At 30.8% G+C, this 21,222-nt stretch carries 18 protein-coding genes; 6 read left to right on the top strand and 12 right to left on the bottom strand.

The genetic code is table 11. From position 1 onward, the window contains the following. Window positions 1-45 precede the first annotated feature (45 nt). The 5 genes from CQA53_RS04275 to CQA53_RS04295 all read right to left on the bottom strand — a co-directional run bounded on the left by CQA53_RS04275 (window position 46) and on the right by CQA53_RS04295 (window position 3,903). Window positions 46-543 carry a hypothetical protein gene (locus tag CQA53_RS04275; protein WP_115542794.1) on the bottom strand — a complete coding sequence of 166 codons (498 nt, stop codon included), beginning with the start codon at window positions 541-543 and terminating at the stop codon, window positions 46-48. 111 nt (window positions 544-654) lie between these two features. After that, window positions 655-1,785 carry a tetraacyldisaccharide 4'-kinase gene (gene lpxK / locus CQA53_RS04280; RefSeq protein ID WP_115542795.1) on the bottom strand — a complete coding sequence of 377 codons (1,131 nt, stop codon included), beginning with the start codon at window positions 1,783-1,785 and terminating at the stop codon, window positions 655-657. Between the two features lie 92 nt (window positions 1,786-1,877). Continuing rightward, a complete protein-coding gene (locus tag CQA53_RS04285) occupies window positions 1,878-2,861 on the bottom strand; it encodes a type IV pilus twitching motility protein PilT (protein ID WP_115542796.1) in 984 nt (327 codons plus the stop codon). Further along, window positions 2,858-3,385 (bottom strand): hypothetical protein, encoded by a 528-nt coding sequence (locus CQA53_RS04290; protein ID WP_115542797.1) that lies wholly within the window; start codon window positions 3,383-3,385, stop codon window positions 2,858-2,860. Before CQA53_RS04290 ends, CQA53_RS04285 begins: the two co-directional genes overlap by 4 nt. After that, on the bottom strand, window positions 3,382-3,903 hold the full coding sequence (locus CQA53_RS04295) for a type II secretion system protein (protein ID WP_115542798.1): 522 nt from the start codon (window positions 3,901-3,903) through the stop codon (window positions 3,382-3,384). Before CQA53_RS04295 ends, CQA53_RS04290 begins: the two co-directional genes overlap by 4 nt. A gap of 626 nt (window positions 3,904-4,529) precedes the next feature. Here CQA53_RS04295 and CQA53_RS04300 point away from each other — a divergent pair. Together CQA53_RS04300 and CQA53_RS04305 are read left to right on the top strand one after the other, a co-directional pair. After that, window positions 4,530-5,102 (top strand): YceI family protein, encoded by a 573-nt coding sequence (locus tag CQA53_RS04300; RefSeq protein WP_115542799.1) that lies wholly within the window; start codon window positions 4,530-4,532, stop codon window positions 5,100-5,102. A 340-nt stretch (window positions 5,103-5,442) separates the two neighbouring features. Beyond that, on the top strand, window positions 5,443-6,081 hold the full coding sequence (locus CQA53_RS04305; protein ID WP_115542800.1) for a hypothetical protein: 639 nt from the start codon (window positions 5,443-5,445) through the stop codon (window positions 6,079-6,081). A gap of 267 nt (window positions 6,082-6,348) precedes the next feature. On the opposite strand, the gene CQA53_RS04310 is transcribed toward CQA53_RS04305, so the two are convergent. The 4 genes from CQA53_RS04310 to CQA53_RS04325 all read right to left on the bottom strand — a co-directional run bounded on the left by CQA53_RS04310 (window position 6,349) and on the right by CQA53_RS04325 (window position 12,295). Continuing rightward, window positions 6,349-7,392, bottom strand: a complete 1,044-nt coding sequence (locus CQA53_RS04310) for an isoaspartyl peptidase/L-asparaginase family protein (RefSeq protein ID WP_245945642.1) — start codon at window positions 7,390-7,392, stop codon at window positions 6,349-6,351. A gap of 374 nt (window positions 7,393-7,766) precedes the next feature. Further along, on the bottom strand, window positions 7,767-8,792 hold the full coding sequence (locus tag CQA53_RS04315) for an SAM-dependent methyltransferase (protein WP_115542801.1): 1,026 nt from the start codon (window positions 8,790-8,792) through the stop codon (window positions 7,767-7,769). Window positions 8,793-8,897: 105 nt separating this feature from the next. Continuing rightward, window positions 8,898-9,539: a tetratricopeptide repeat protein gene (locus tag CQA53_RS04320; protein WP_115542802.1), complete on the bottom strand. Its 642-nt coding sequence runs from the start codon at window positions 9,537-9,539 to the stop codon at window positions 8,898-8,900. Window positions 9,540-9,727: 188 nt separating this feature from the next. Next, window positions 9,728-12,295, bottom strand: coding sequence for an MMPL family transporter (locus CQA53_RS04325; RefSeq protein WP_115542803.1), 2,568 nt, complete (start codon window positions 12,293-12,295; stop codon window positions 9,728-9,730). Between the two features lie 529 nt (window positions 12,296-12,824). Here CQA53_RS04325 and CQA53_RS04330 point away from each other — a divergent pair. Further along, complete coding sequence (locus tag CQA53_RS04330) at window positions 12,825-14,000, top strand: metallophosphoesterase (RefSeq protein ID WP_115542804.1); 1,176 nt, start codon at window positions 12,825-12,827, stop codon at window positions 13,998-14,000. Window positions 14,001-14,078: 78 nt separating this feature from the next. Here the strand turns inward: CQA53_RS04330 and CQA53_RS04335 are convergent, their stop codons facing one another. From CQA53_RS04335 to CQA53_RS04345, 3 genes are all read right to left on the bottom strand, one after another. After that, window positions 14,079-15,977: a single-stranded-DNA-specific exonuclease RecJ gene (locus CQA53_RS04335; protein WP_220272070.1), complete on the bottom strand. Its 1,899-nt coding sequence runs from the start codon at window positions 15,975-15,977 to the stop codon at window positions 14,079-14,081. Between the two features lie 7 nt (window positions 15,978-15,984). Continuing rightward, window positions 15,985-17,604, bottom strand: coding sequence for a glutamine hydrolyzing CTP synthase (pyrG, locus tag CQA53_RS04340; protein WP_115542805.1), 1,620 nt, complete (start codon window positions 17,602-17,604; stop codon window positions 15,985-15,987). A gap of 134 nt (window positions 17,605-17,738) precedes the next feature. Next, a complete protein-coding gene (locus tag CQA53_RS04345; protein ID WP_115542806.1) occupies window positions 17,739-18,224 on the bottom strand; it encodes a hypothetical protein in 486 nt (161 codons plus the stop codon). A 280-nt stretch (window positions 18,225-18,504) separates the two neighbouring features. Between CQA53_RS04345 and CQA53_RS04350 the strand changes: the two genes are divergently transcribed. The 3 genes from CQA53_RS04350 (at window position 18,505) to CQA53_RS04360 (ending at window position 21,198) form a co-directional block, all read left to right on the top strand. After that, the gene (locus CQA53_RS04350) at window positions 18,505-19,236 is read left to right on the top strand and encodes a disulfide isomerase (protein ID WP_115542807.1); all 732 of its coding nucleotides are present in this window, start codon (window positions 18,505-18,507) and stop codon (window positions 19,234-19,236) included. A gap of 2 nt (window positions 19,237-19,238) precedes the next feature. Further along, window positions 19,239-19,976, top strand: a complete 738-nt coding sequence (locus tag CQA53_RS04355) for an imidazole glycerol phosphate synthase subunit HisH (RefSeq protein WP_115542808.1) — start codon at window positions 19,239-19,241, stop codon at window positions 19,974-19,976. An 88-nt stretch (window positions 19,977-20,064) separates the two neighbouring features. Next, entirely contained in the window at window positions 20,065-21,198 is a 1,134-nt protein-coding gene (locus CQA53_RS04360) for a glycosyltransferase family 8 protein (protein WP_115542809.1), read from the top strand. Window positions 21,199-21,222 lie beyond the last annotated feature (24 nt).

Raw genomic sequence — 21,222 nt, forward strand, 5'->3', positions numbered from 1 at the left:
TATACAATAACCCATAACTACTTTTATATTGGTAATATTTTTTAGTTAAAACTCAAGTCCGAGTGTAGCACCTATTCTGTGTGTTTCAACTTTTACACCAGACATTCTTGGTTCTTGATAAGAACCCTCAATACCAAGGGTAATATGGAAAGGCAAACTAAATTTTACTCCATAATTAAGCGCCCAAGTGGGATTAAATGCTATATTAGTAAAATGTGAATATGCGATACCGATATAAGGAGTTATTCTAGCCATTTCAAATCCCAACAAACCACCATATTGGAAATTATTCCACCTAGATGTTTGTTCTAAAGAACCAATACTTTCCCATTTAAAGAAACCACCTATACGAAGAATACTTGGTTTCAGCCAAACTCGTGCATATGCACCACCCGAAAAAACTGCTTTGTCATCAAGATTAAAAGCTTTTACATTACCCATTGATGCTGAGAAAGAACCTCCGATTTCAGCACTAATAATTGCTGCATTGCTAACACCAACACCTAAAATACTTGCTAATATTGTTGCTTTTAGAGCTTTCATAATTATTCCTTTTGATAAAATTAAGGCTTATACCTTTCTGGAACTACTAATATCGTCCAAATTATATTTTTTTGTAACACAATTCAGAGTTTTTATCGTAATTACAATTTCTTATAAAGTATTTTTAGAATCAAGAAAATATAAAATCTCTTGCAAAATAGAATCTTTTATTTCAATTTCTAGTTCTAAAAGGGCAAAGGCTAAATCAAAATGCTCACATTTCACAAAATCTTTTTGTGTCATCAAAATATGTGTTGCATTGTGTTTTTGTAAGAGATTTTTTAAATCTTGGTAATCAAACTCTGCATGGTCAGGTAAAAAATACATAGCAACCACTTCTTTTGGTAAATATTTTTGGAGACGCATAGGATTTGCAATTGCACTTACAAGAACAAAACATACACCATCATAAGCTGGCATGGTTTTATTATTTCTCTCTTGAAATTCATAAGAATTTTGCATAGGATTTTGCACATTTAAGGAATTATTTTTTAAAGGATCATTTGTTGTATTATCCATTATATCTGTATTGTAGGATTCCGTAGTTTGAAAGGATTGTGTATAAAAATGGATATGTGTTTTACGAATATAATCCCGTTCTTCTTTTAAATGTAAATCACAATTTTTATATGCACTCGGCAGGAATCTATAATACCCGCTTGGCAGAACAAAAGGAAAATAGGGTAATATGATTGGTTCAAGTAAAATATCAAATTTATGGAATCTAAAACGATACCCATCATCAAGAATAATAATTTTTGCTCCCAGTGTCTTTGCATATTCTATTGCTTTCTCTCTTTTTTCGCAAACAAGCACACTACTTTTTACACATTTTGCAATCAGCATTGCCTCATCACCACTTTCTTTAACACCACATAGAATTTTTCCTTTTAGACTTACTTCTTGTAACCCTTTTGAATGCCGTTTATAACCACGTAGGATAATGAATATATCGCCATAATTTAAAGATTCCAAATATTTTACCAACGCAATGCAGAAAGGAGTTTTACCACTTCCACCACTCACAAGATTCCCAATACTAAGAATTTTTATCCTAAAATCTTGTTTTGTTCCAATATTTTTACGAAATGTTGTGATAATATAATAAAGAAAAGAAAAGGGTAAAAGCAAAAAAGCAAGAATTTTATGCAAAAAATTGGGATAAAAAAAATATGAATCAAAAAAGCTTTGTTTATATTTTTCTGTTTGTTGAGATTTTTTTTTATGATAATTTTCTTCCATGATTAATCCTTATTATCGCAACTTTAGAATCCCAGCAAATGCAGTAATCGCAATATATAATAGCCTTTGCTTAGACTTACCAATTTTAACTTTTAAGGTTTGTGATGTTTGCTGAAATGCTGCATACCAAATTCTTTTCCCATTGATATTTGGGAATCTATTTGATTTATTTTGTTTTCTTTAATGAGGATACGAACTGCTGGATTTGCAACAAGTATTTCAAAATCAGCCCTTAATACATTCTCTTGCTCATAAAGCCTTTGGGTAATAATACCTTGCAAGCAATCAGCAAGGTTTGCATGTGCATTTAAATCGCCAGAGGTCATGCCCAAGATTCTTGCTATTGCATGGGAACAAGACTTGGCATGAAAACTTGCTAATACAAGATGTCCGCTAAGTGCATGATTAATCGCGAGTTTCAAAACTTCAGAATCCAAAATTTCCCCAATTAAAATTACATCTGGATCGTGTCGCAAACTTGCCTTAAGGGCATCTCCATAACTTTGAGAATCTACCCCAATTTCTCGTTGTGTTAAAAGACATTGCTGGCTTTCATGCTCATATTCAATAGGATCCTCAATTGTTAAAATATGTCGTCTGGAATGTATGTTTATATGATTTAACATACCTGCAAGTGTCGTGCTTTTACCAACTCCGGTAGAACCACAAACAAGCAATAATCCCGCTTCTTGCATACTTAAATGTTCTAAAATTGGTGGAGTGCCAAGTGTTTGTAAATCAGGAATCTTTGTTCGTAAAATTCTTAGTGCAAAATGAAGATTTCTATGACTTAAAAATGTGCTTACACGACATTTGACTTGATTAACTTGAATTGTAAGGCTTTGCTCGTTGAGGTTATCAAAAGATTTATTGAATGTTTCTAAAAGATTCACTAACTCAACCTTGATATTCTCTATATCATTCTGTGTGATAGCTCCAATGTTTGAATCTATTTTTGTGTTACATGGTGCAACAAGCACGATTTGTTTATTAATACGAAAATAAATTGAGTTATCAATGTGTATGTCACTTACATTGTAGCGAATGGCAAGATGAAAAAGTGTTGAGAGATTCATTTATATCCTTTTATAATATATCGTTTTGCATGACGCAAAGGGTGTGTGCTAAGCAATGTCTTTGCATGGATTGAAATGTCAAGCAAAAGGATATTATGTTGATAGTTTGGGTGCGTATTATCGCGTATTATTTCATTTATTATTTTGTATTCACCATTGAAATATTCATCAAATTTTATAGAATCTTCTGCACAAGTTTGTAAATCATACTCTTTTAAACATCGTAGTGCAATCTCTTTGAGACTTTTTGCATAAAGTTGAGATTGCTTTTGAAAAACTAAAGCAAGTGAAATGTCTTTTTTTAGTGTAAAGGAGCGTAAAGTATGAAGTGCAACAAGACTAATACTAAGCGAAAGTAAAAGTGCATAAATACTTATAAAAGCATTATACTTTATTGAAGCACATAAAGGATTCTTTTTGCAATCTTGATAATATGGTTTTCTATTTCGCTTATGTGTAAAGGTAATTTTATAAAAATCACAGAATCTATGAGTCATTTTACAAGAATTTATGTAATGTTTCATAAGGCAATTTCACTTTCTTCAATAAAAATAAAATCTTGAACACAAATATTTGTGCAAAGTTTGTATTCCAATATGCTATCCGCATTTCTTTTTATTATTTTGACTTCAAATTCTCTTACATTTTTTAAAAGTAGAGTGTTGTTGAAAAAAAGATTATTATTGTGTCGTTCAAGAGAAAATACTTCTGTTTGTAGAGAAAAGTTCATATAATCTGCGTTATTTTGTCCCTGTAAAAAAAGTTTGGTATATCCTTTCCATTCAAGGCTGTTTGGAGTGATTTTAATGGAATCTGGCTTACTTATACTAAGATTTTTATTGATAAAAAGACTTGTTTCAAAAAGACTCCCATGTTGTGTCAAAAATTTCTGTGTATTATGATTCTGTTTTTTTAATGCAGTTAGACTTTTTAATGTTGTAACACCTAAAATACCCATAGTAACCAACACAAAAAGCACTTCAATAAGACTAAAAGCATGGAGATGATTCTGTATTGTATTTTTCCATAATACATGTCGCAATATACTTTTCCTAATGCTTGAGATATGAGAATCTTTTATCCAACTGGCAGTCTCATCGTATCATCTTTATTTTTGTAGAATAAAGATGATACGATTATATCATAATGTTTAAAAAAAGTTTGTTTATAGGGAAATATACCTAGATTTCTTATGCTTTTTATGTATAAAAAACTATATATTTTGCTTATTTTGTATGTTTGGTATTTATCAATTACTATTTTAGCCAAAGTTATCGAAGTTTATGAGACAAAAATGCAGACTTTGGTGTGTATATTTGGATTCTTTATTTTGTAATCTCTATGATTGCAATGGGGGGGGGGGGGGTGGATTGGGGGGTTGGTTTGGGAGATTTTAAATTGTGCAAAAAGACTTAGAACATGAGAAGTAGAAAAATCTCAATCTTGAGGTACAATGAGATACACAGAATAAAAAGATAAATTTGTAACTCACAAAATGAAAGTAAAATTGAAGGGAAATCCCAATAGCCTCAATATATGGCATAAAATTAAAAAGAAGTGAAAAATTGAAATCTATGAGAATAATGAAATGATAACTCTACATCACTATTTACCTTTATTTGCTATAATGGATTTGTCTTACAGGCAATCTTATTTATAAGGATAGACATGAAAAACATTTTACTAAGTGCGATGGTTGCGAGTACTTTAGGCTTTATGAGTTTGCAAGCTACCCCATATGATATTGATGAATCACATTCAAATGTTGCTTTTAAAATTGGACATATGGTTGTTTCAAGCGTTGAGGGAAATTTTAATAATTTTCAAGGGGTTGTTGAGATTGACCCTAAAACAAAAACATTAATAAAACTTGAAGGTAAAATTGATATTAAATCAATCAATACCCGCAACGAAACACGAGATCAACATCTACAAGCAGATAAATATCTTGATACAGCAAAATATCCAAAAGGCACATTCAAGATGACAAAAGTCTCAAAAGATAAAAAAGGTATCAAAGTAGAGGCGGATTTAACGCTCAAAGGTGTTACAAAGAAAGTTGTTTTCTTGGGAGATTTGAAAGGACCAGCACAGAATCCTATGACAAAAGGTGAAGTGTATGGATTAACTTTAAAAGCTACAATCAATCGTAAAGATTTCAATATCGCCCTAGATACTACGAGTGCGACTATGGGTGAAGAAGTAGAAATCTCAATTAGTCTTGAACTTAATGCAAAATAATATTATGTATTCATAGTATTTTAATGACTTTTATATGTATTATTGAGATTCTATCCTAAGTAGAATACAGAATCTCAATAATCTTTGCTCTTTCTATAATTTACAATTTTTCCTTAAATTATTGAATTTTATTTCTAAATTTATTAACATTCTTTATTGCAGAATCTTGAAGCACCAATAGAATCTTGTATGAAGTTACCCGAAAGTCTGGAGTAATTTACACATTATTTTATCATTTCTCATATTCTATAATAAAAAACATTTTCTTAAGGAATTTATTATTTTAGATATAATACAATTCTATTGAAGAACAAAAAACTAGAAAATTTAAGGAGATAAAATGTCAAAGATACTATCATATTGTGTATATTGTATACTTCTTTTTACATTTTCAGGTTGCTTTTTCTTATTCCAAAATAACACTACTTCATATGAAAATAAAAATTACGGAATCAAATATTCTTATGTTCAGACCAAAGAATTCTTTGATGAAGAAGTGAAACAACTTGTCTCAAATCTTGAAAATTCTGGTGAGACATACTTAGGAGACTTTATCAATTCTATAAATGAATTGCGGTTTATCTCACCTCAATATAATCTCGGAAATTTCCATGTAACAATTAAATGTACTGGTATTAAAAATTTTACAAAGAATATCCAAGACTTACTTTTTGAAAGAGTTAATCCATGTAATGATGCTGGAATAATAACTCCTAAGATTCCAAACACAACTATGCCCTATCAATTTTACTTTGGTAAAAGATACGAGAATATCCAAAATAAAGAACAATTCCTTGCACAATATACAACAAGATATAACCACATTCAAACTATAAATGAAGTCCAAGATGAAATTGATACCCTTTATATGCAAATTGATTATGGAAACAATGCACTTTTTGATCTGCAGGAGTTAAAGCATTATGCTTTTAAAAAAGGGATTATCACAAGTTATCATGATTTTTATAATATGACATGAAAACCTCTTAGATGTAAAAAAGTATTATTTGGTATTTTGCGACTTGATGGTGCATTAGAATTGGGAATAGATAAAAATAGGTCTTGCAGGGCTAATCCATAAATATATTGGAGAATATTTCTCCAATATACTATTTATCTTAACTAATAGTGGAAAATAAACAGAGAAAGTTTATAATGTTAGAAAAGAATATAGCCCCCAAAATGTCAGCAAACACTATATTCTTCTTTAAAATGAGTTTATTATATAGGGCAAATTAGAATATAATTACCTTGCAACAGGAAAAAATACTTGTGGTTTTTCACCCACTCTCGCCAATCCATGAAACATACCTAACTTATTTTTTGTCCATGCAAAACCCGGTATCCCATTTTTATCAACTGATACAATACCTCCTTCTCCACCAAGAGCTGCGACTTGCTTAATTGTTTCTTCAACAGCTTGTTGAGCTGATAATTTTTTGTATTTATAAAGCGATGAAGCCTCATGCCCTGTGGCTACGCGTATAAAAATATCACCTGTTCCCGTGCAAGAGAGTGCTAGAGAATCATTGTCTGCATAAGTACCAGCTCCAATAATTGGCGAATCTCCAATGCGTCCCGTCATTTTATTAGTCATACCACCTGTGCTTGTCCCTGCTGCTAGATTCCCCTTAGAATCTAGTGCTGCTGCACCGACTGTTCCAAGATATGGTTCTGTATAGAGATTCAAATGTGTTTTTACTTTATCACTATCAAGCAAAAGCTTATCTTTCTTTTTTGCCTCTTGAAGCTGATTATAACGTTCTTGCGTAAAATAGTATTTTTGATTAACCATTTCAAGTCCATTTTCTTTTGCAAGTTTATCAGCACCTTCTCCTGCAATCAGTGTGTGCCAGGTTTTTTCCATGACAACTCTAGCAGCTTCAATTGGATTTTTAATTGCCCTGCTCATCGCTACTGCTCCAGCCTTTTTTGTTGATCCGTCCATAAGCGACGCATCAAGCTCATTAAATCCGTCGGCTGTAAATACTGCTCCTTTACCTGCATTAAAGAGAGGATTATCTTCCATTATCTTAATTGCCACAATAACCGCATCAGTTGCACTCCCACCATCAGTAAGTATCTTTTGTCCTGCAAGAAGTGATTTTTGCATTATAGCCTCTCTTTTTGCAAATTCTTCTTTTGTGAGTCCAAGACCACTTGTTCCACCATGAATCACAATGATTGGAACTTTTTTTGTAAATTTTGGATTTGCTTGAAGTAAATTATAACCTAATGTTGCACCACCAGCAGCAATTACCATATTTTTTAAAAACTTTCTTCGTCCCATAGATTTCCTTATAATAAAAACATTTTACATTATATCACAATTCTAACAAAGAGATTGAATTTTTCGAAAGGGTGGGGTATTTAAAATCTTTTCAAACAATTTCAACCATAGTTATCCATGAAATTGATATATTAAATAAGTTTCAATGAATATAATATGAAAAAATACCCAAAAAGAGGAGTAAAATATATACTAAGGAAATCATTTTGGTAACAAGAAACATTGAAAAAGTGATTTTAATTTAACATTATCTAATATTGTATATTTTACATCTTTAGAAAACATTTAAGTAATTTGATGATTAATAAAATGCTACAATACAAATTCTTTTCTTGGCTGTAAGCAATTTTATTAATCTCCAATGCAAATATAAGCTATATTTGCGATATACACAATGTTTTAAATCTTTCTCCCATTGCATTTGGTAAAATTAAACCTTGCAATTTTGTGCGTTGTTTGAGTAAAGTATTTGGTGTAAAATGTTGCGTAAAGGATTCAAAAACTTCTAGTATTTCACACATATCAATAAGGGCTTTTGCTTGTGTGAGACAAAATTCCTCTTTTGCTCCATAGCGTTGGAAAATCCGACAAAGCAAACTAAAATCAACATCATATGAAATATCACTTTTCATAAAAAAATCTAGAATCTTGCCTTGCTCCAATTCCTCATAAAAATTATGAACTCTGTGTTTATAAAATATGCGTAAATTCATTTCTCGTGCGAGAAAATCACCATAATCAAATGTCAAAAAAAACCATTTTTGATGAATTTGTGAACTCAAATCTGCAATAAAGGTATCCCATGAAAGTGGAATCTCAAATCCTTTTGGATTGTATTGTTCATAAAACTTAACTACTTCAGAATCTAATTTATCCCATATAAAATTTTTATTTTTATAATAAAGCATAGAACAATCTCTCACAACTTCGCAAGGCATACTATCAAATAATTCATTAGCAATAAAAAAAATATTATTTTTTGCAAATAAATCAAGCTCTTGAAATGATGAAAAAATATGTAATTCTTTTTGAAATCGCTGTGTAATACGCGTATAAAAATTTTCTTTTTGTAAAGGAATAAGTTGCTGTAATGGCTCAACGACACAAAAAGTGCTAGCAACAAAAACCTCATTACTAAAAGCTTTAATAAACTCTGCAATATCAGCTACCAAATCTCCATTGTTGCTCCCAATCTCAACGATATAGATTGGAAGAGAAAGTTTAGAAGATTCTAAAATCTTAAGAATAAAACGGCTAATTGCTCCACCAAAAAACTTTGTTAAACTTACAGAGGTATAAAAATCCCCTGTTTTACCTACATTATTTTTTGTATAATAACCCATTTTAGAATCATACAGCCACTGAAACATAAAATGGCTAAAATGAGTTTTCTCTCTCATAATAATCCCCAACAAACTTTATGGAATCTTTACTGCAAAGTAACAAGTTCATAATTCTATTAACCTTTATGCGATCTCATAAAACAAAAATATTATAATGATAAATTATTTTATTCCACTTTCATTAAATTCACGATAACGATCACAACCTGCCTGATACCCATAATCACAGGCTTTACCATAATATTCTTTTGCAATAGAATAATTATTTTTGACATTTGTTTGATTTTGGTATGATACACCTAAGTTATAACAGCCAAGAGGCTCTCTGCCACTACATGCTTGTCGGTAGAAATTATCCTCTTTGGCTACTATTTGACGGACACCTTCACCACTCCCATACATGAAACCTAAATTATAACAACTTGCACTATTTTTCTGTTTACAAGATTTTTCATAATATTCTTTTGCTTTAAAATAATCTTTTAAATAAAAATAATAAGTGTCGCCAACGCTTCCGCAACTAGCCATGTTTCCAAACTCACAAGATCGTTCAAAATATGGTAATGCTTCGCTATATCGTCCTGCAAGAGTATAAATTATACCTATTGTATCGCATTGATTTGGGTAACAATTCTGTGCGGAAGTTAAACCATTATCAATAAGATAATCACACGCATTTGCATTATTCTGCATACAAAAATTATAAGTATATCGCCATTCTTCTTCATTTAATGATCCATACATCTCAGCATAACTAATGGAAAAAAAACTAAATATACCTATGCAAAAAATTACTTGTTTCATTGAGTTCAAAATAATCTCCTTATTTCTTAAGAGAATAATATACAATCGGTATTTTTGTATGTTATTTTATATAATCTCTCATGATTTTACAAGATAAAAACTCTCATAAATTTATTCTGCATGTTATGAATAATTTTCCTAATCAGATTCTACATTCCCTTTTTATTTGTTTAATTTTTTCTGAAATGTCAAGATAGTTTTCTTTGATTTACTTTATGAAAAACAAGCATAAAAAGAACGCATAGCATACCCGCAAAAATAACTTCACCAAATGAGTTTAATGCTTTTGTCTTGCTAATAATTAAAACACCAAAAGATGCACCAGTTGTAATCGCAGAAAAGAATATAGCATGTGCTGTGCGTGGATTATCACCTTCTTTGACGGAATAGATTCCATAATCTATACTTACAACAACTAATATTAATAAGGCAAAAAGATGCATAATATTTAATGGACTGTGTGAAGCAATTACACACAAAGCACAAGATAAAGGAAATAAAATAAAAACGATAGAATCTAAAAATGCTTCTCTTGCCGTAATCAAAAGCATAACAACCATCAATGAAAAAGCGATCCCTAAGACAATCAGCATCGGAGAATAGATATTGTCTGTAATATGATCCATAATAGAATGCAAACTTCGTGTTTCAATGTGTGGATTAGACTGCAAAAAGCTAGTTTTAGTCATTATTAGTGATTGTTCTTTATCTTCTTGTGTGTTGGTGTGTAGAGATTCGAGTGCATTTGCATATTCTTTAACAAATTCTAAATCTTGTTTTTGAATTGTGGCTAAATAATAAAAACGTTGATTGTGTGATATAAGTGTAGAATCTTGTGCTTCTTGTGGTAATTCTTGCAATGATTTTTTTGAGATATTTTGTTCATTTATTTCTAAATTTTGTGTTAGATGTGTCTTATTGAGTGCAATTATGCTAAAACCTAATTCATTGACTTTTTCTAAATTAAGTACCGGCATATCATTGATCTCATAACTTTGTGCAAAAGTATCAAAAATACCATCAATAAATTCCAATTTATCCTCAAGGGAAACTTCGGAGTTCTGTGTATTTTTCATACTTTCTTTAATCTCTCGTATAAGTTGTGTCTTAAGGTTTGGAAGAGTGTAGAGTAATGTTTCTTTATTTTTTCGCATTGTATCAGATTCTAAGAAAGCCTTGTTTGCCTCCATTTGTGCCTTTGATGGCAAAATACTAAGAGGAATAAAAGTTTTTCTATTCATAGAATCTTCTTTTGTATCAATAGGTTTCATCACTTCGATTGCTAAACTCATATTTTTGTCAATACCTTTTTGCAGATCTTTTGATAGTTGAATTAATCCATCAATGCTTTGACTTGATAAAAGGATTTGTGTCTCATTTACACCCATTGCTTTTGTAAAGAAATCTCTTTCTTGCAGCATTGGCTTATTTTGATAATCAAGCTTTGAAAGATCAAAATCGAGCTTAACATTCATAAAGGCAACTATAAATAATATTAGCGAAACAAATAAAAACCACAAACTAGGAATAATTGGAAAACGCAAATTTGCCATTCTTAAAAATAATCTAGGTTCGACAAATCCAATACGAGGATATAAAAATGCAAAGCTTACATAACATATAGTAAGAGAAATAATCGCATATAGCGAAAGCTGTGTAAGTAATGGAAATGGAATAAATAAACACGCACAAAATCCAACAATTGTCGTAATATAACCATAAAATACAGGACGATTAAAAACCCTTTTGTTTTGAGAATAAAGGCTAAAAAAATTATGATGCATCATATAATCTATTGCAATATTACTAATTCCCATACCAAAACTTAATGCCATAATCGTAACTTTTGGATAAACACTTGAAACAACAAAAATTGCAACAACATTTGCAACAACCAAAGTGCAAATTGTATTAAGAGTAAGAATTGGGATTCTAATAATAATAAAGTATAATGCAATAAAAAAAAGAGAGGCGAATGTAAGGAGAAAATTCACTTCAGAAAGAATAAGATTGAGATTTTTTACCCCCATGAAATTTGGAGAGAAATAACGAATATTTGGATACTCCTGTGCAATCATCTCAAAACCATTTAAAGTCTTTTCTACTTCTGGTTTCTCAACACTTTTCATTTCAACCAGTGCCATATAACCATAATCTTTAGCAACAAGAATTTTAGGTCGATTTGCTTGTATCCTAAATATACCAAACGGATCATAAGGATTAAAATTCAATTTTTCAAGTGCCTCTTCGTATTCATCTTCTGAAACATATTCAAGGCTTTCTAAGCTTTTTAATGTCTTTGTAATTGTTTGGGAAATTTGCTGTGAAGTAAAAAGTATTGGTTCTGTATATGTAATATCTGATGTTTGTAAAATCTTTGTTGAGAATTCTCCGTTTGCTTCAGAATCTTGCCCTATTTTTGGTAGGGCAACATAAAAATAATTTTCTTGAATAAACTCTTGCAATTCTTGTGGGGCTTGCATTTTTGTTAGTGTTGTTTGCACATTTTCTACCGATTGTATCTTGTCTAAAAACTCATTAAGTGTTACGCGTGCCTTTTCATCAAAACCTTTAATAGCGACAAGAATATAACGAGAATGTGAGAATTTTTGATATATATCTATAATTTGTCTATCTTGTGTTTGGGGGAATAAGTCAAGAACCTCTTGTGTAATTTTATCCTTTTGAAACAAAAAGAAAAGAACAATACATGAAATTGCAATAAAGAATAAAATAAAATTAATAAAACGAAGCATTTATTTCCTTCAATTTTTGCTAAACTTAGTATAAGTATAGAATGTAAATGTATAAGACTCTTATTTTATTCGGTAGATTATGTGCCTTACTCTTATAGAATCATATTTAGGCGAATATTATTAAGTCTGTTGTTATATATTTAAATAAAGTATATAAAAATGAAATCTCTTTCTAATATACCATAAAAAAGTAATTATATCAAAAAAAATAAGAATTTTTATAACTTATATTTACTCCATAACAACTCAACAAAATCTTTAAATAACCGTATGTTTTTTGCCTTGTTAAATTATAAAAACCAACAAATAACAGACTAATGATAGAAAACTTTGATAAGATTATCTTAAGATACTAAGGCTAAAATAGAATCATGCAAAAAGATCCATATTGCCCCCATGATTTTGGCAAAAGATTTTGATATTTGCATTATTTCACAAATATCAAAAAAGTCATGTTCCACAACATTTTTATAAATACTTTATAAAAAACAAATATAATACACAACAAAATAATGAATGTAGGAGATATATGAAAGTATTTTACATACTATTTTTTTTGTTGTTATTTATTCTTGTTGGATTGTATGCACCATTATCGCAAACATTTTATGATTTAAGACATATAAATAATCATGTAATAGAAAAACAAGATTCTCTTAATACTATTCAAAATAACAAATATCCACAAGAAAATCATATTCAACATCACAATAGAGAATCTCTTTATATTGCCTTGCTTAGTGATTTGCATTCTGGCACTTTTTATTTGAATACTATCTTAAAAAATTTACAAGATGCTTATAATGCTGGAAAGTTAGATCTGATTCTAATGAGTGGTGATATGATTGATGACAAAGAAGACATTGAGGGAGCAAGAGAATTTTTTAAACGCCTTAATCTTACACCATTTGACAAGATACCCAAGTTTTATGTTACTGGCAATCATGAATTATGGAGTGGAAGTGTTGTTACATATAAAAATCTTGCACGAGAACATAATACTTTTGTCCTTGATGGTGCTATTCCTAGTCTGCTTATAGAAATTAAAAAGCGTATTTTACTTCTTGCAGGTATTGATGATCCATATAGTATAAAATATGATGAAAATGGAATTTTTATAAATACACAATATCCTAAAGATTGGCAGGATAAATGGAGTAAAATTCTCTTGCAACAATTTTCAACCCTACAAAATTTAGCAGAATCTAGTATAAAAATCTATCAAGATTCTAATCTTTATCTATCTTTTACATGGCTACAAGATATTCTTTATAAAGATTCTTATGATACTTATAATATAGCTTCAGATGATTTGATTTATCAAAAATTTCTACAACAATCCTATAAAATTCTTCTCTCACATCGTCCCGAATCTATTGAAATCTATAAACAACTTCCATTTAACCTCATCGTAAGTGGACACACACATGGAGGACAAGTGAGAATCCCATTTGTCATAAATGGTCTTTATGCACCAAATCAAGGAATTTTGCCAAAGTATGCCGGTGGTGCATATAGTCTCGTTAGCACTCATCAATCATTGCAACAATATGAAAAGAAAGATTCTATGATGTATCTTCCTAATTGGCAAAATTCCTTTAATGTAGAATTTGGGAAATTCCTTGTTGTTTCAAGAGGATTAAGTTTTAATTGGAAGCTTCCCAGAATCTATAATCCTCCAGAAATTGTATGGATAGAGATTTGAGACTTTAGTCAGATAGGCAGTTTTCAATAACAAGTAAGTTTTTATATCCAAACTTGCAAATAGTATGGGGTAAAATACTCATATCCCATAGATTCCCTCAATGATAAGCATAATATTATCACGATTTGTCATTGCACGATATTGTTGTTGATGTGATATTTGCATATCGGGAGCAACCATAGCACAAAAATGTAAAATGTTGCCACAACGAAATGGGTAAGTAGCATATTGAGAGTTAAAGAACATTCCCTTAATGATTTGTGTATTTCCTAGAGAATCTTGACCACAATCGAGTTTAAATTCCAGAAAGCCTTGTGCAGTGCGTCTATAATCAATTATTTTGAGTTCAAGAAAGAATTTTGGCGTTGGATTTCCATTGCCATAAGGTTCAAAAAGTTCTATGCAATGCAATAGCTCATGTGTAACAAGATTGGGTGGTAAGATTCCTAAAATATTTTGTGGCTTTTCAAGGTTACGTGTAACAGGTCTGAAAGAATTAATAAATTCTTGAATATTATCATATGGAATCTCAAGTCCAACAGCCCCAATATGTCCCCCATGTCTATTTGTTAAATGTCCCAATGATTGCATACTTGAGATTAAATCTATGTTACCATAACTTCTACCACTTCCTTTACAAACACCATTGATATTCGTAAGTGCAAAACAAGGTTTTTTAAAGTCATTTGTCATTTTTCCTGCGACAATTCCTAGCACACCTTCATGCCAATCATCGCCAACAGCACATATTATGTGAGAGTTTTGTTTAAATCTTCCAATTGCCTCAAAAGCTTCATGCGTAACTTCATCTTGTAGTTGTTTGCGTTTCATATTGAGTGCTTTTAGTTTTTTAAAATATTGCTTTGCTTCTAAGATAGATTTGGAACGCAAAAAATCAAGTGCGATTTTACCATCATCTATTCTCCCCGCTGCATTTAAGAGAGGAATGAGCTTAAAACCTAATGCTTGAGAATCTATTTTGCAATTTAGGAATTCTATAAGAATTTGAATTGCACTTTTTTTGCTTTTTGTAAAGTTTTTTAAAGCATAGCGACAAATTGTATGATTGAGTGCATTGAGCGGCATCACATCGGATATAATGGCAATGCCAACAAGCAACAAAAATTCCTCCATACGCGTATCAGCGAGGTTGGATACATAAAGATTTGCTTTTTTCTTAATCTTTTTGTATGAAATATTGGTAGTTGTTTTTACATTTTGCATTGCTGATGGAGCTTTGGAATCTTTATCCCAATAAGTATTATTCATTTTTATAGATTCTAGATTATTTTGTATATCATTATGAAAGAGCATAGATGGATTTTGATATACTTTTTGTATATTGATTTTAATCCCACAGCAAAAATACCATGCTACCAAACTCCCACAAATATCCTTATAAGGGAAACCACATTCTTTTTGTTGGGGATTAATTAAGAAATCACAAGGTGGGATCTTCAACTTGTTCTTGCTATCAATCTCGAGAGTGTGATGATCTGTTATGATAAATTTAATCCCCATTTGTTTGCAGATTTCTCCCGCCTCAAAACTACTTACACCATTGTCCACCGTGATAATAAGTTTTACATCCGGGTGTTCTTGTAAAATATCTTGCAATAAAACACGGCTAAAACCATATCCATGCTTAAAGCGATTAGGTATAGAATATGAAATATTTGAATAACCTAAACTTTCAAAAAAATCAAGTATGATACAAGTTGCACACACACCATCTGCATCATAATCACCAACAACAATAACTTTTTCATGGAGAAAAATACTTTGAACTACCAAAAGACTTGCTTCCATATTATTCAGTAACTCTTGTGGGTGTGGAATATCTTTGAGTGTGTGAAAACGAAAACTTTTAAAGCGAGACTCTAAAAGAGATATAATACTTTGGAGATTTTCAAGAGTCGTTAAATCTTCTTTAATATCTTTAACTGCTTGTGAAATTTGCAATGTAGAAGATTCCATTATAAACCTACTTCTTGTGTGCTAGAGCTTGCTTGACAAACTCTAGAATAATTGCATTTGGACTTTGTAATCTTGAAGTGAATTCCGGATGGAATTGCACACCCACAAAAAATGGGTGATTTTCTAACTCAATAGCTTCGATAAGATCGTTGCACTCACCACTAATCATAAGCCCGTTGCTTTCAAAAAGATCACGATATTTTGGATTTGCTTCATAACGATGTCTATGTCTTTCTCTTATTATCTTTTGATTATGATATGCTTTTGCGAGTTTAGAATCATTTTTTAAATAGCATTCATATTCACCAAGCCTCATTGTTCCACCAAGGGGTGAATTATGTGTGCGAACTTGTTTTTTACCTTGTGAATCTATAAAATCTTCTATCATATAAATGATTGGATTTTTACATGTTTTATCAAATTCAGTAGAATTTGCATTTGGAATCTGCAATACATTTCTTGCAAATTCAATTAAGGCTAATTGCATACCAAGACAGATTCCAAGAAAAACTATATTGTGTTCCCTTGCATATTGAATGGCTTGTATTTTTCCATCAATACCACGTTCCCCAAATCCACCTGGCACCAATATTCCATCAAGATTATAGAGTTTTTCTAAATCAATATTTTCAGAATCTATAAACACCACATCTACTTTTGTATCAAGATTTGCTCCAGCATGCGTGAGTGCTTCCAAAAGTGATTTATATGATTCTTTTAGGGAAAGATATTTTCCCACAAAACCAATACTAATATTTTTTGTTGGCGAAAGAATTTTTTTTACAAGCATATCCCATTCAGTCATATTTGGTAAGAGACTAGAAAGACTTAATACACGAGCAATAGGAGACAATATACCTTCACTAATAAAATTAATAGGACATTTATATATTGTGTTTGCATCTTCAGCATTAATAACGCTATCAGAATCTACATCACATGCAAGAGCTATTTTTAACTTTGTATCTTTTGAGAGAGGGAGTTCAGAACGTGTAATGATAATTTGTGGGCTTATGCCAATACGACGCAGTTCTTGGACACTATGTTGGGTTGGCTTAGTCTTTAACTCATCAGCAGCTTTTACATACGGAACAAGCGTTACATGAATACTTAATACATTATGTGTCCCCATTTCATGTTTAAGTTGTCTCATGGCTTCTAAGTAGGGCATTCCTTCAATATCACCAACGGTTCCACCAAGTTCTACAATCAAAAATTCAAATCCATTTCCTGCACGTTTAATACGTGCCTTAATTTCATCTGTAATATGTGGAACAATTTGGATTGTTTTCCCAAGATAATCACCCTTTCGTTCTCTTTCAATGACAGAAAGATAAATCTGACCTGTTGTGAAATTATTATTTTTAGAAAAACTTGTATTTAAGAATCTTTCATAATGTCCAATATCAAGGTCAGTTTCTGCACCATCTGCAGTTACAAACACTTCCCCATGTTCTAGTGGACTCATTGTTCCAGGATCAACATTAATATAAGGATCAATTTTAAGTATTGAAACAGAGTATCCAGCATTCTTAAGAAGTGTGCCAATAGACGAAGATGATATCCCTTTGCCAAGAGAACTTAGAACCCCGCCTGTTACAAAAATATATTTTGTGTTATTTAACATTGAGTTTGCCTTAATTATTTTTTACACATGCAATTATAAGACAAAAGTTAGGAGATTGCTATTATTTTTTATTGAACCTTATCTATTTTATTTTTCTATTTCTAGGTATTTGTGGATTTAGATTGGGGCAATATTTAGTGAAATTTATTCTCTGGGTTGGATAAAATTGCACGTTTTGAGCTTTCCATTAATTCATCTTCTTCTTCAACTCCAAAATCATCTGGCAATTGTGATGGCAAATTATCAAAAATTTCGAGATTAAGAAAATTCATTGTATTCATAAATACACAAATATCACGCATAATATTATTATTTGTTGGTATCGAAATTTGTATAATACTTGAAAAAGGAATCACAACGAGACTAGAAAAATTATCTTTACCAAAACCCGCTTCAAAAGACATTTCATCTTCCCATATCTCAATACTTTCAAAAGTAAAACCGGCTAAAATAAAGTCAATAATTGGGTGAAAATGTTTGCTAATTTCTTCAGGTAATATTGGGTCAAATTGCACTTGTGAAGATTGGCACTGCACGGAAAAATGTATATTTTGCCCAATGAGATACTGAATTACTTCTTTTGCATGTTTTGTTAGAATTGGTTTTAAATCATGTTCCATTTTGTATCTCCATAACTTTAAATAATTGACAATATATAATCAAAAATGATACCATATTATTGTATTATACTTGAATTTCAATAGAGAGTTTTCCTTTTTGAAGTTATAAAATATAACTTTTTATCCTATCTCATGCTAATCAGATACATAAATACTATTCTTAAAACTTTTGTTTCCAAGATATAACATTAAGAAAAAGACTTTTTCTTGTATTTCTATTATTTTAAATTTGCTAGAATCTCGAAATAATTTTAACTTTTAGAGGTAATTAGGAGTTTTTATGAATAAAATTTTGAGTGTTTTATTATTAGGTTTTTTCTGTAATTTTGCTTATGCAAGCAAAATTACAGATATAATCACAAAACAAGTGGGTGTCAAAGTAGGTGTAATCAAAGAGCAATCTCTCAATGCAGATTCTAATTTAAAACTTATAACAGTGAAAGATGAAGAACATGGCGTAAAAGCAAACTTTCTTGTGAATCAAAAAGAGAATATAGCGATCGGGCTTTCACCAGTAGTTTTTACCGATAACAATAAAGATAGGGAGCTAATTATCCGAGAAATGCAATCTGTGCAAAGCTATAATGACACATACAAAACTCATGCAAGTGTAAAAAAAATAGTTGATTCATTACCAAAAGATTATATTGTTTATATTAAAGGTAAAACAAATAAAAAGGTTTTCTATATTATATCAGATCCGCTATGTCCGCATTGTCAAGTAGAGCTTGCAAATATTGACAAACGACTTGAATATGGTGATGTGGCAATGATTCCTATCGGTTGGATGGGCAAAGGTTCTGCAGACAAAGTAGCAGAAATTTATGCAAATGCAAAGAATCTTAAAACAGATTCAGAAAAAATTGCATTCTTGAAAAAAATCTATGATAAGAATTATAAAGCAAAAGACGCAGATTCAGTAGCTAGGACAGCAGTTTCTGAAGTTGTGCGTCAACTTATGGGGAAAGGGAAAGTTGAGGGAACGCCATATATTATCGAAGAGGATAAATAATTTTGCGTATAGGAATCCTTGACTATGATGTTGGAAACATCACAAATGTTATACGTTGTCTTGAACGCATAAGTTCCCTTGCATTTTCATCAAAGCGAGAAATACAGATTCTGCGAATCTCAAATCCTGACATTATTTTTACTTGCGATAAGATTCTTTTACCTGGTGTTGGTGCATTTGGCGTTGCTATCACAAATCTTAGAAAAAAAAATCTTGATAATGCAATCATAGAGTTCGCTAAAAGTGGTCGTTTTATACTTGGAATCTGTCTTGGTATGCAGTTATTATTTGAGAAGAGCTATGAGTTTGGGACACATGATGGTTTGGGTTTGGTACAAGGTGAAGTAATAAAATTTGGTAGTGAAGATTCTGTAATCCAAGATTTGTCTCATGAAAAAGGCAAGAAACAAGACAATATAACTCCTAATACTAGTAACCAATCTCTTAATCTTTTTTGTCAAAATAATCCAAATCATTTAAAGATTCCGCATATTGGTTGGAATAAAAATTTTAAAACACAAAATCATTGTATTATAAAAGATATGCCTGAGGAGTTTTATCTCTATTTTGTCCATAGTTACCATGCTGTTTGTGGAAAAGAAAATCTTGTAGCATATTGTGATTACGGCGTATCTTTCCCAAGCATTGTGGCACATGAAAATGTTATTGGGATGCAACCACATCCAGAGAGAAGCCATGATTATGGCTTTAAAATTATGCGTAATTTCTTAGAATTATAGAAACTACGAAATCCAAACTATTCAATACTTCATAGAAATTTGATACAATAAGACTTTGTTCTCTAAGTAAAATAATTAAGGATTAATTATGTTTCATATAGCCTTTAATTGTGATGAAAATTACATAAAATATGTTGCAGTCTTAATAACAAATATCATAAAATACACAGATACGAGTAAAAATTTTACAAGTTTTCAATCAAGTGCAATGGTAAATATACAATATACAGACTATGCTTCAGAAGTTTTTAGCCACAACGAAAGTAAATCACATGCGAAGGAATTATTCGATAAAGATGAATTATATCATTTCCATATATTAATTGATACTATTACATTTCAATCACAAGAACAACTCCAAATCCTTCAAACCCATCTTAGTAAAATTTATCCTTGCAAGATTGAGATTCATATTATAAATAACGATGAGTTTGCCCACTTAGAAAAATGGGGTTTTGAGACACAGAATCATGCTGCATGGTATCGCTTGTTGTTAAATAGATTCCTTCCTAAAGATGTTACAAAGGTTCTCTATTTAGACACTGACATGCTTGTGCTATGTGATGTGCGAGAATTATTTGCAATAGATTTAGGAAATGCCATATTGGCGAGTTCATCTGGAGATATTAAAATACTACCATGGAGAAGAAAATTTAAAGCAATTAATACGAAGAAGTCAAACAAGGTAGTTTCATTTAAAAATTATTTTTGCTCTGGATTAATGTTTATTAATATGGTTCAATGGAGAGAGAAAAATATAGAATCTAAATGTCTAAAGTTTTTACAGGAATATAAATCTAAATTTGCAGATCAAGACCCATTAAATTTTGTTGCACAAGATTCTTTGGCATTAACATCAAATTGGGGAATCTTTATTTATCAATATATCCTCGCTCCCGATACAGCAAAGATGCAATATAAAGAAATCTTTGATAATATTAAGATTATTCATTGCAATGGCTATGCAAAACCTTGGAGTAATTTTTTTGTGCTAGCAGATAAAGATACAAGGCATTTGGTGTTTGATACATGGTGGGAAATTGCGTTGAGTATGCCAATATTTCAAGAAGAGCTACAAAAATTGCGAAATAATTTGAAGGAGAGTGAATTATATGATGCTATAGGACTACTTCGCAAACAAATGGCTGAGCTAGAAAAGCAAATTAATAAGCCACTTTATAAAATTATCGGAAAATTTTTTCGAAAAATTTTTAGAACATAATCTTATGTGTGAGATTCTCTATTC

Origin of the sequence: Helicobacter didelphidarum, from assembly GCF_003364195.1 — a bacterium.
GTDB lineage: Bacteria > Campylobacterota > Campylobacteria > Campylobacterales > Helicobacteraceae > Helicobacter_A > Helicobacter_A didelphidarum.

Bases quoted from the DNA above. Each gene is read 5' to 3' on its own strand.
- CQA53_RS04320 (WP_115542802.1), bottom strand. From the start codon at position 9,539: ATGAAACAAGTAATTTTTTGCATAGGTATATTTAGTTTTTTTTCCATT.
- CQA53_RS04325 (WP_115542803.1), bottom strand. From the start codon at position 12,295: ATGCTTCGTTTTATTAATTTTATTTTATTCTTTATTGCAATTTCATGT.
- CQA53_RS04310 (WP_245945642.1), bottom strand. From the start codon at position 7,392: ATGGGACGAAGAAAGTTTTTAAAAAATATGGTAATTGCTGCTGGTGGT.
- lpxK (WP_115542795.1), bottom strand. From the start codon at position 1,785: ATGGAAGAAAATTATCATAAAAAAAAATCTCAACAAACAGAAAAATAT.
- CQA53_RS04335 (WP_220272070.1), bottom strand. From the start codon at position 15,977: ATGGAATCTTCTACATTGCAAATTTCACAAGCAGTTAAAGATATTAAA.
- CQA53_RS04300 (WP_115542799.1), top strand. From the start codon at position 4,530: ATGAAAAACATTTTACTAAGTGCGATGGTTGCGAGTACTTTAGGCTTT.
- CQA53_RS04285 (WP_115542796.1), bottom strand. From the start codon at position 2,861: ATGAATCTCTCAACACTTTTTCATCTTGCCATTCGCTACAATGTAAGT.
- CQA53_RS04315 (WP_115542801.1), bottom strand. From the start codon at position 8,792: ATGAGAGAGAAAACTCATTTTAGCCATTTTATGTTTCAGTGGCTGTAT.
- CQA53_RS04330 (WP_115542804.1), top strand. From the start codon at position 12,825: ATGAAAGTATTTTACATACTATTTTTTTTGTTGTTATTTATTCTTGTT.
- CQA53_RS04360 (WP_115542809.1), top strand. From the start codon at position 20,065: ATGTTTCATATAGCCTTTAATTGTGATGAAAATTACATAAAATATGTT.
- CQA53_RS04275 (WP_115542794.1), bottom strand. From the start codon at position 543: ATGAAAGCTCTAAAAGCAACAATATTAGCAAGTATTTTAGGTGTTGGT.
- CQA53_RS04350 (WP_115542807.1), top strand. From the start codon at position 18,505: ATGAATAAAATTTTGAGTGTTTTATTATTAGGTTTTTTCTGTAATTTT.
- pyrG (WP_115542805.1), bottom strand. From the start codon at position 17,604: ATGTTAAATAACACAAAATATATTTTTGTAACAGGCGGGGTTCTAAGT.
- CQA53_RS04290 (WP_115542797.1), bottom strand. From the start codon at position 3,385: ATGAAACATTACATAAATTCTTGTAAAATGACTCATAGATTCTGTGAT.
- CQA53_RS04345 (WP_115542806.1), bottom strand. From the start codon at position 18,224: ATGGAACATGATTTAAAACCAATTCTAACAAAACATGCAAAAGAAGTA.
- CQA53_RS04305 (WP_115542800.1), top strand. From the start codon at position 5,443: ATGTCAAAGATACTATCATATTGTGTATATTGTATACTTCTTTTTACA.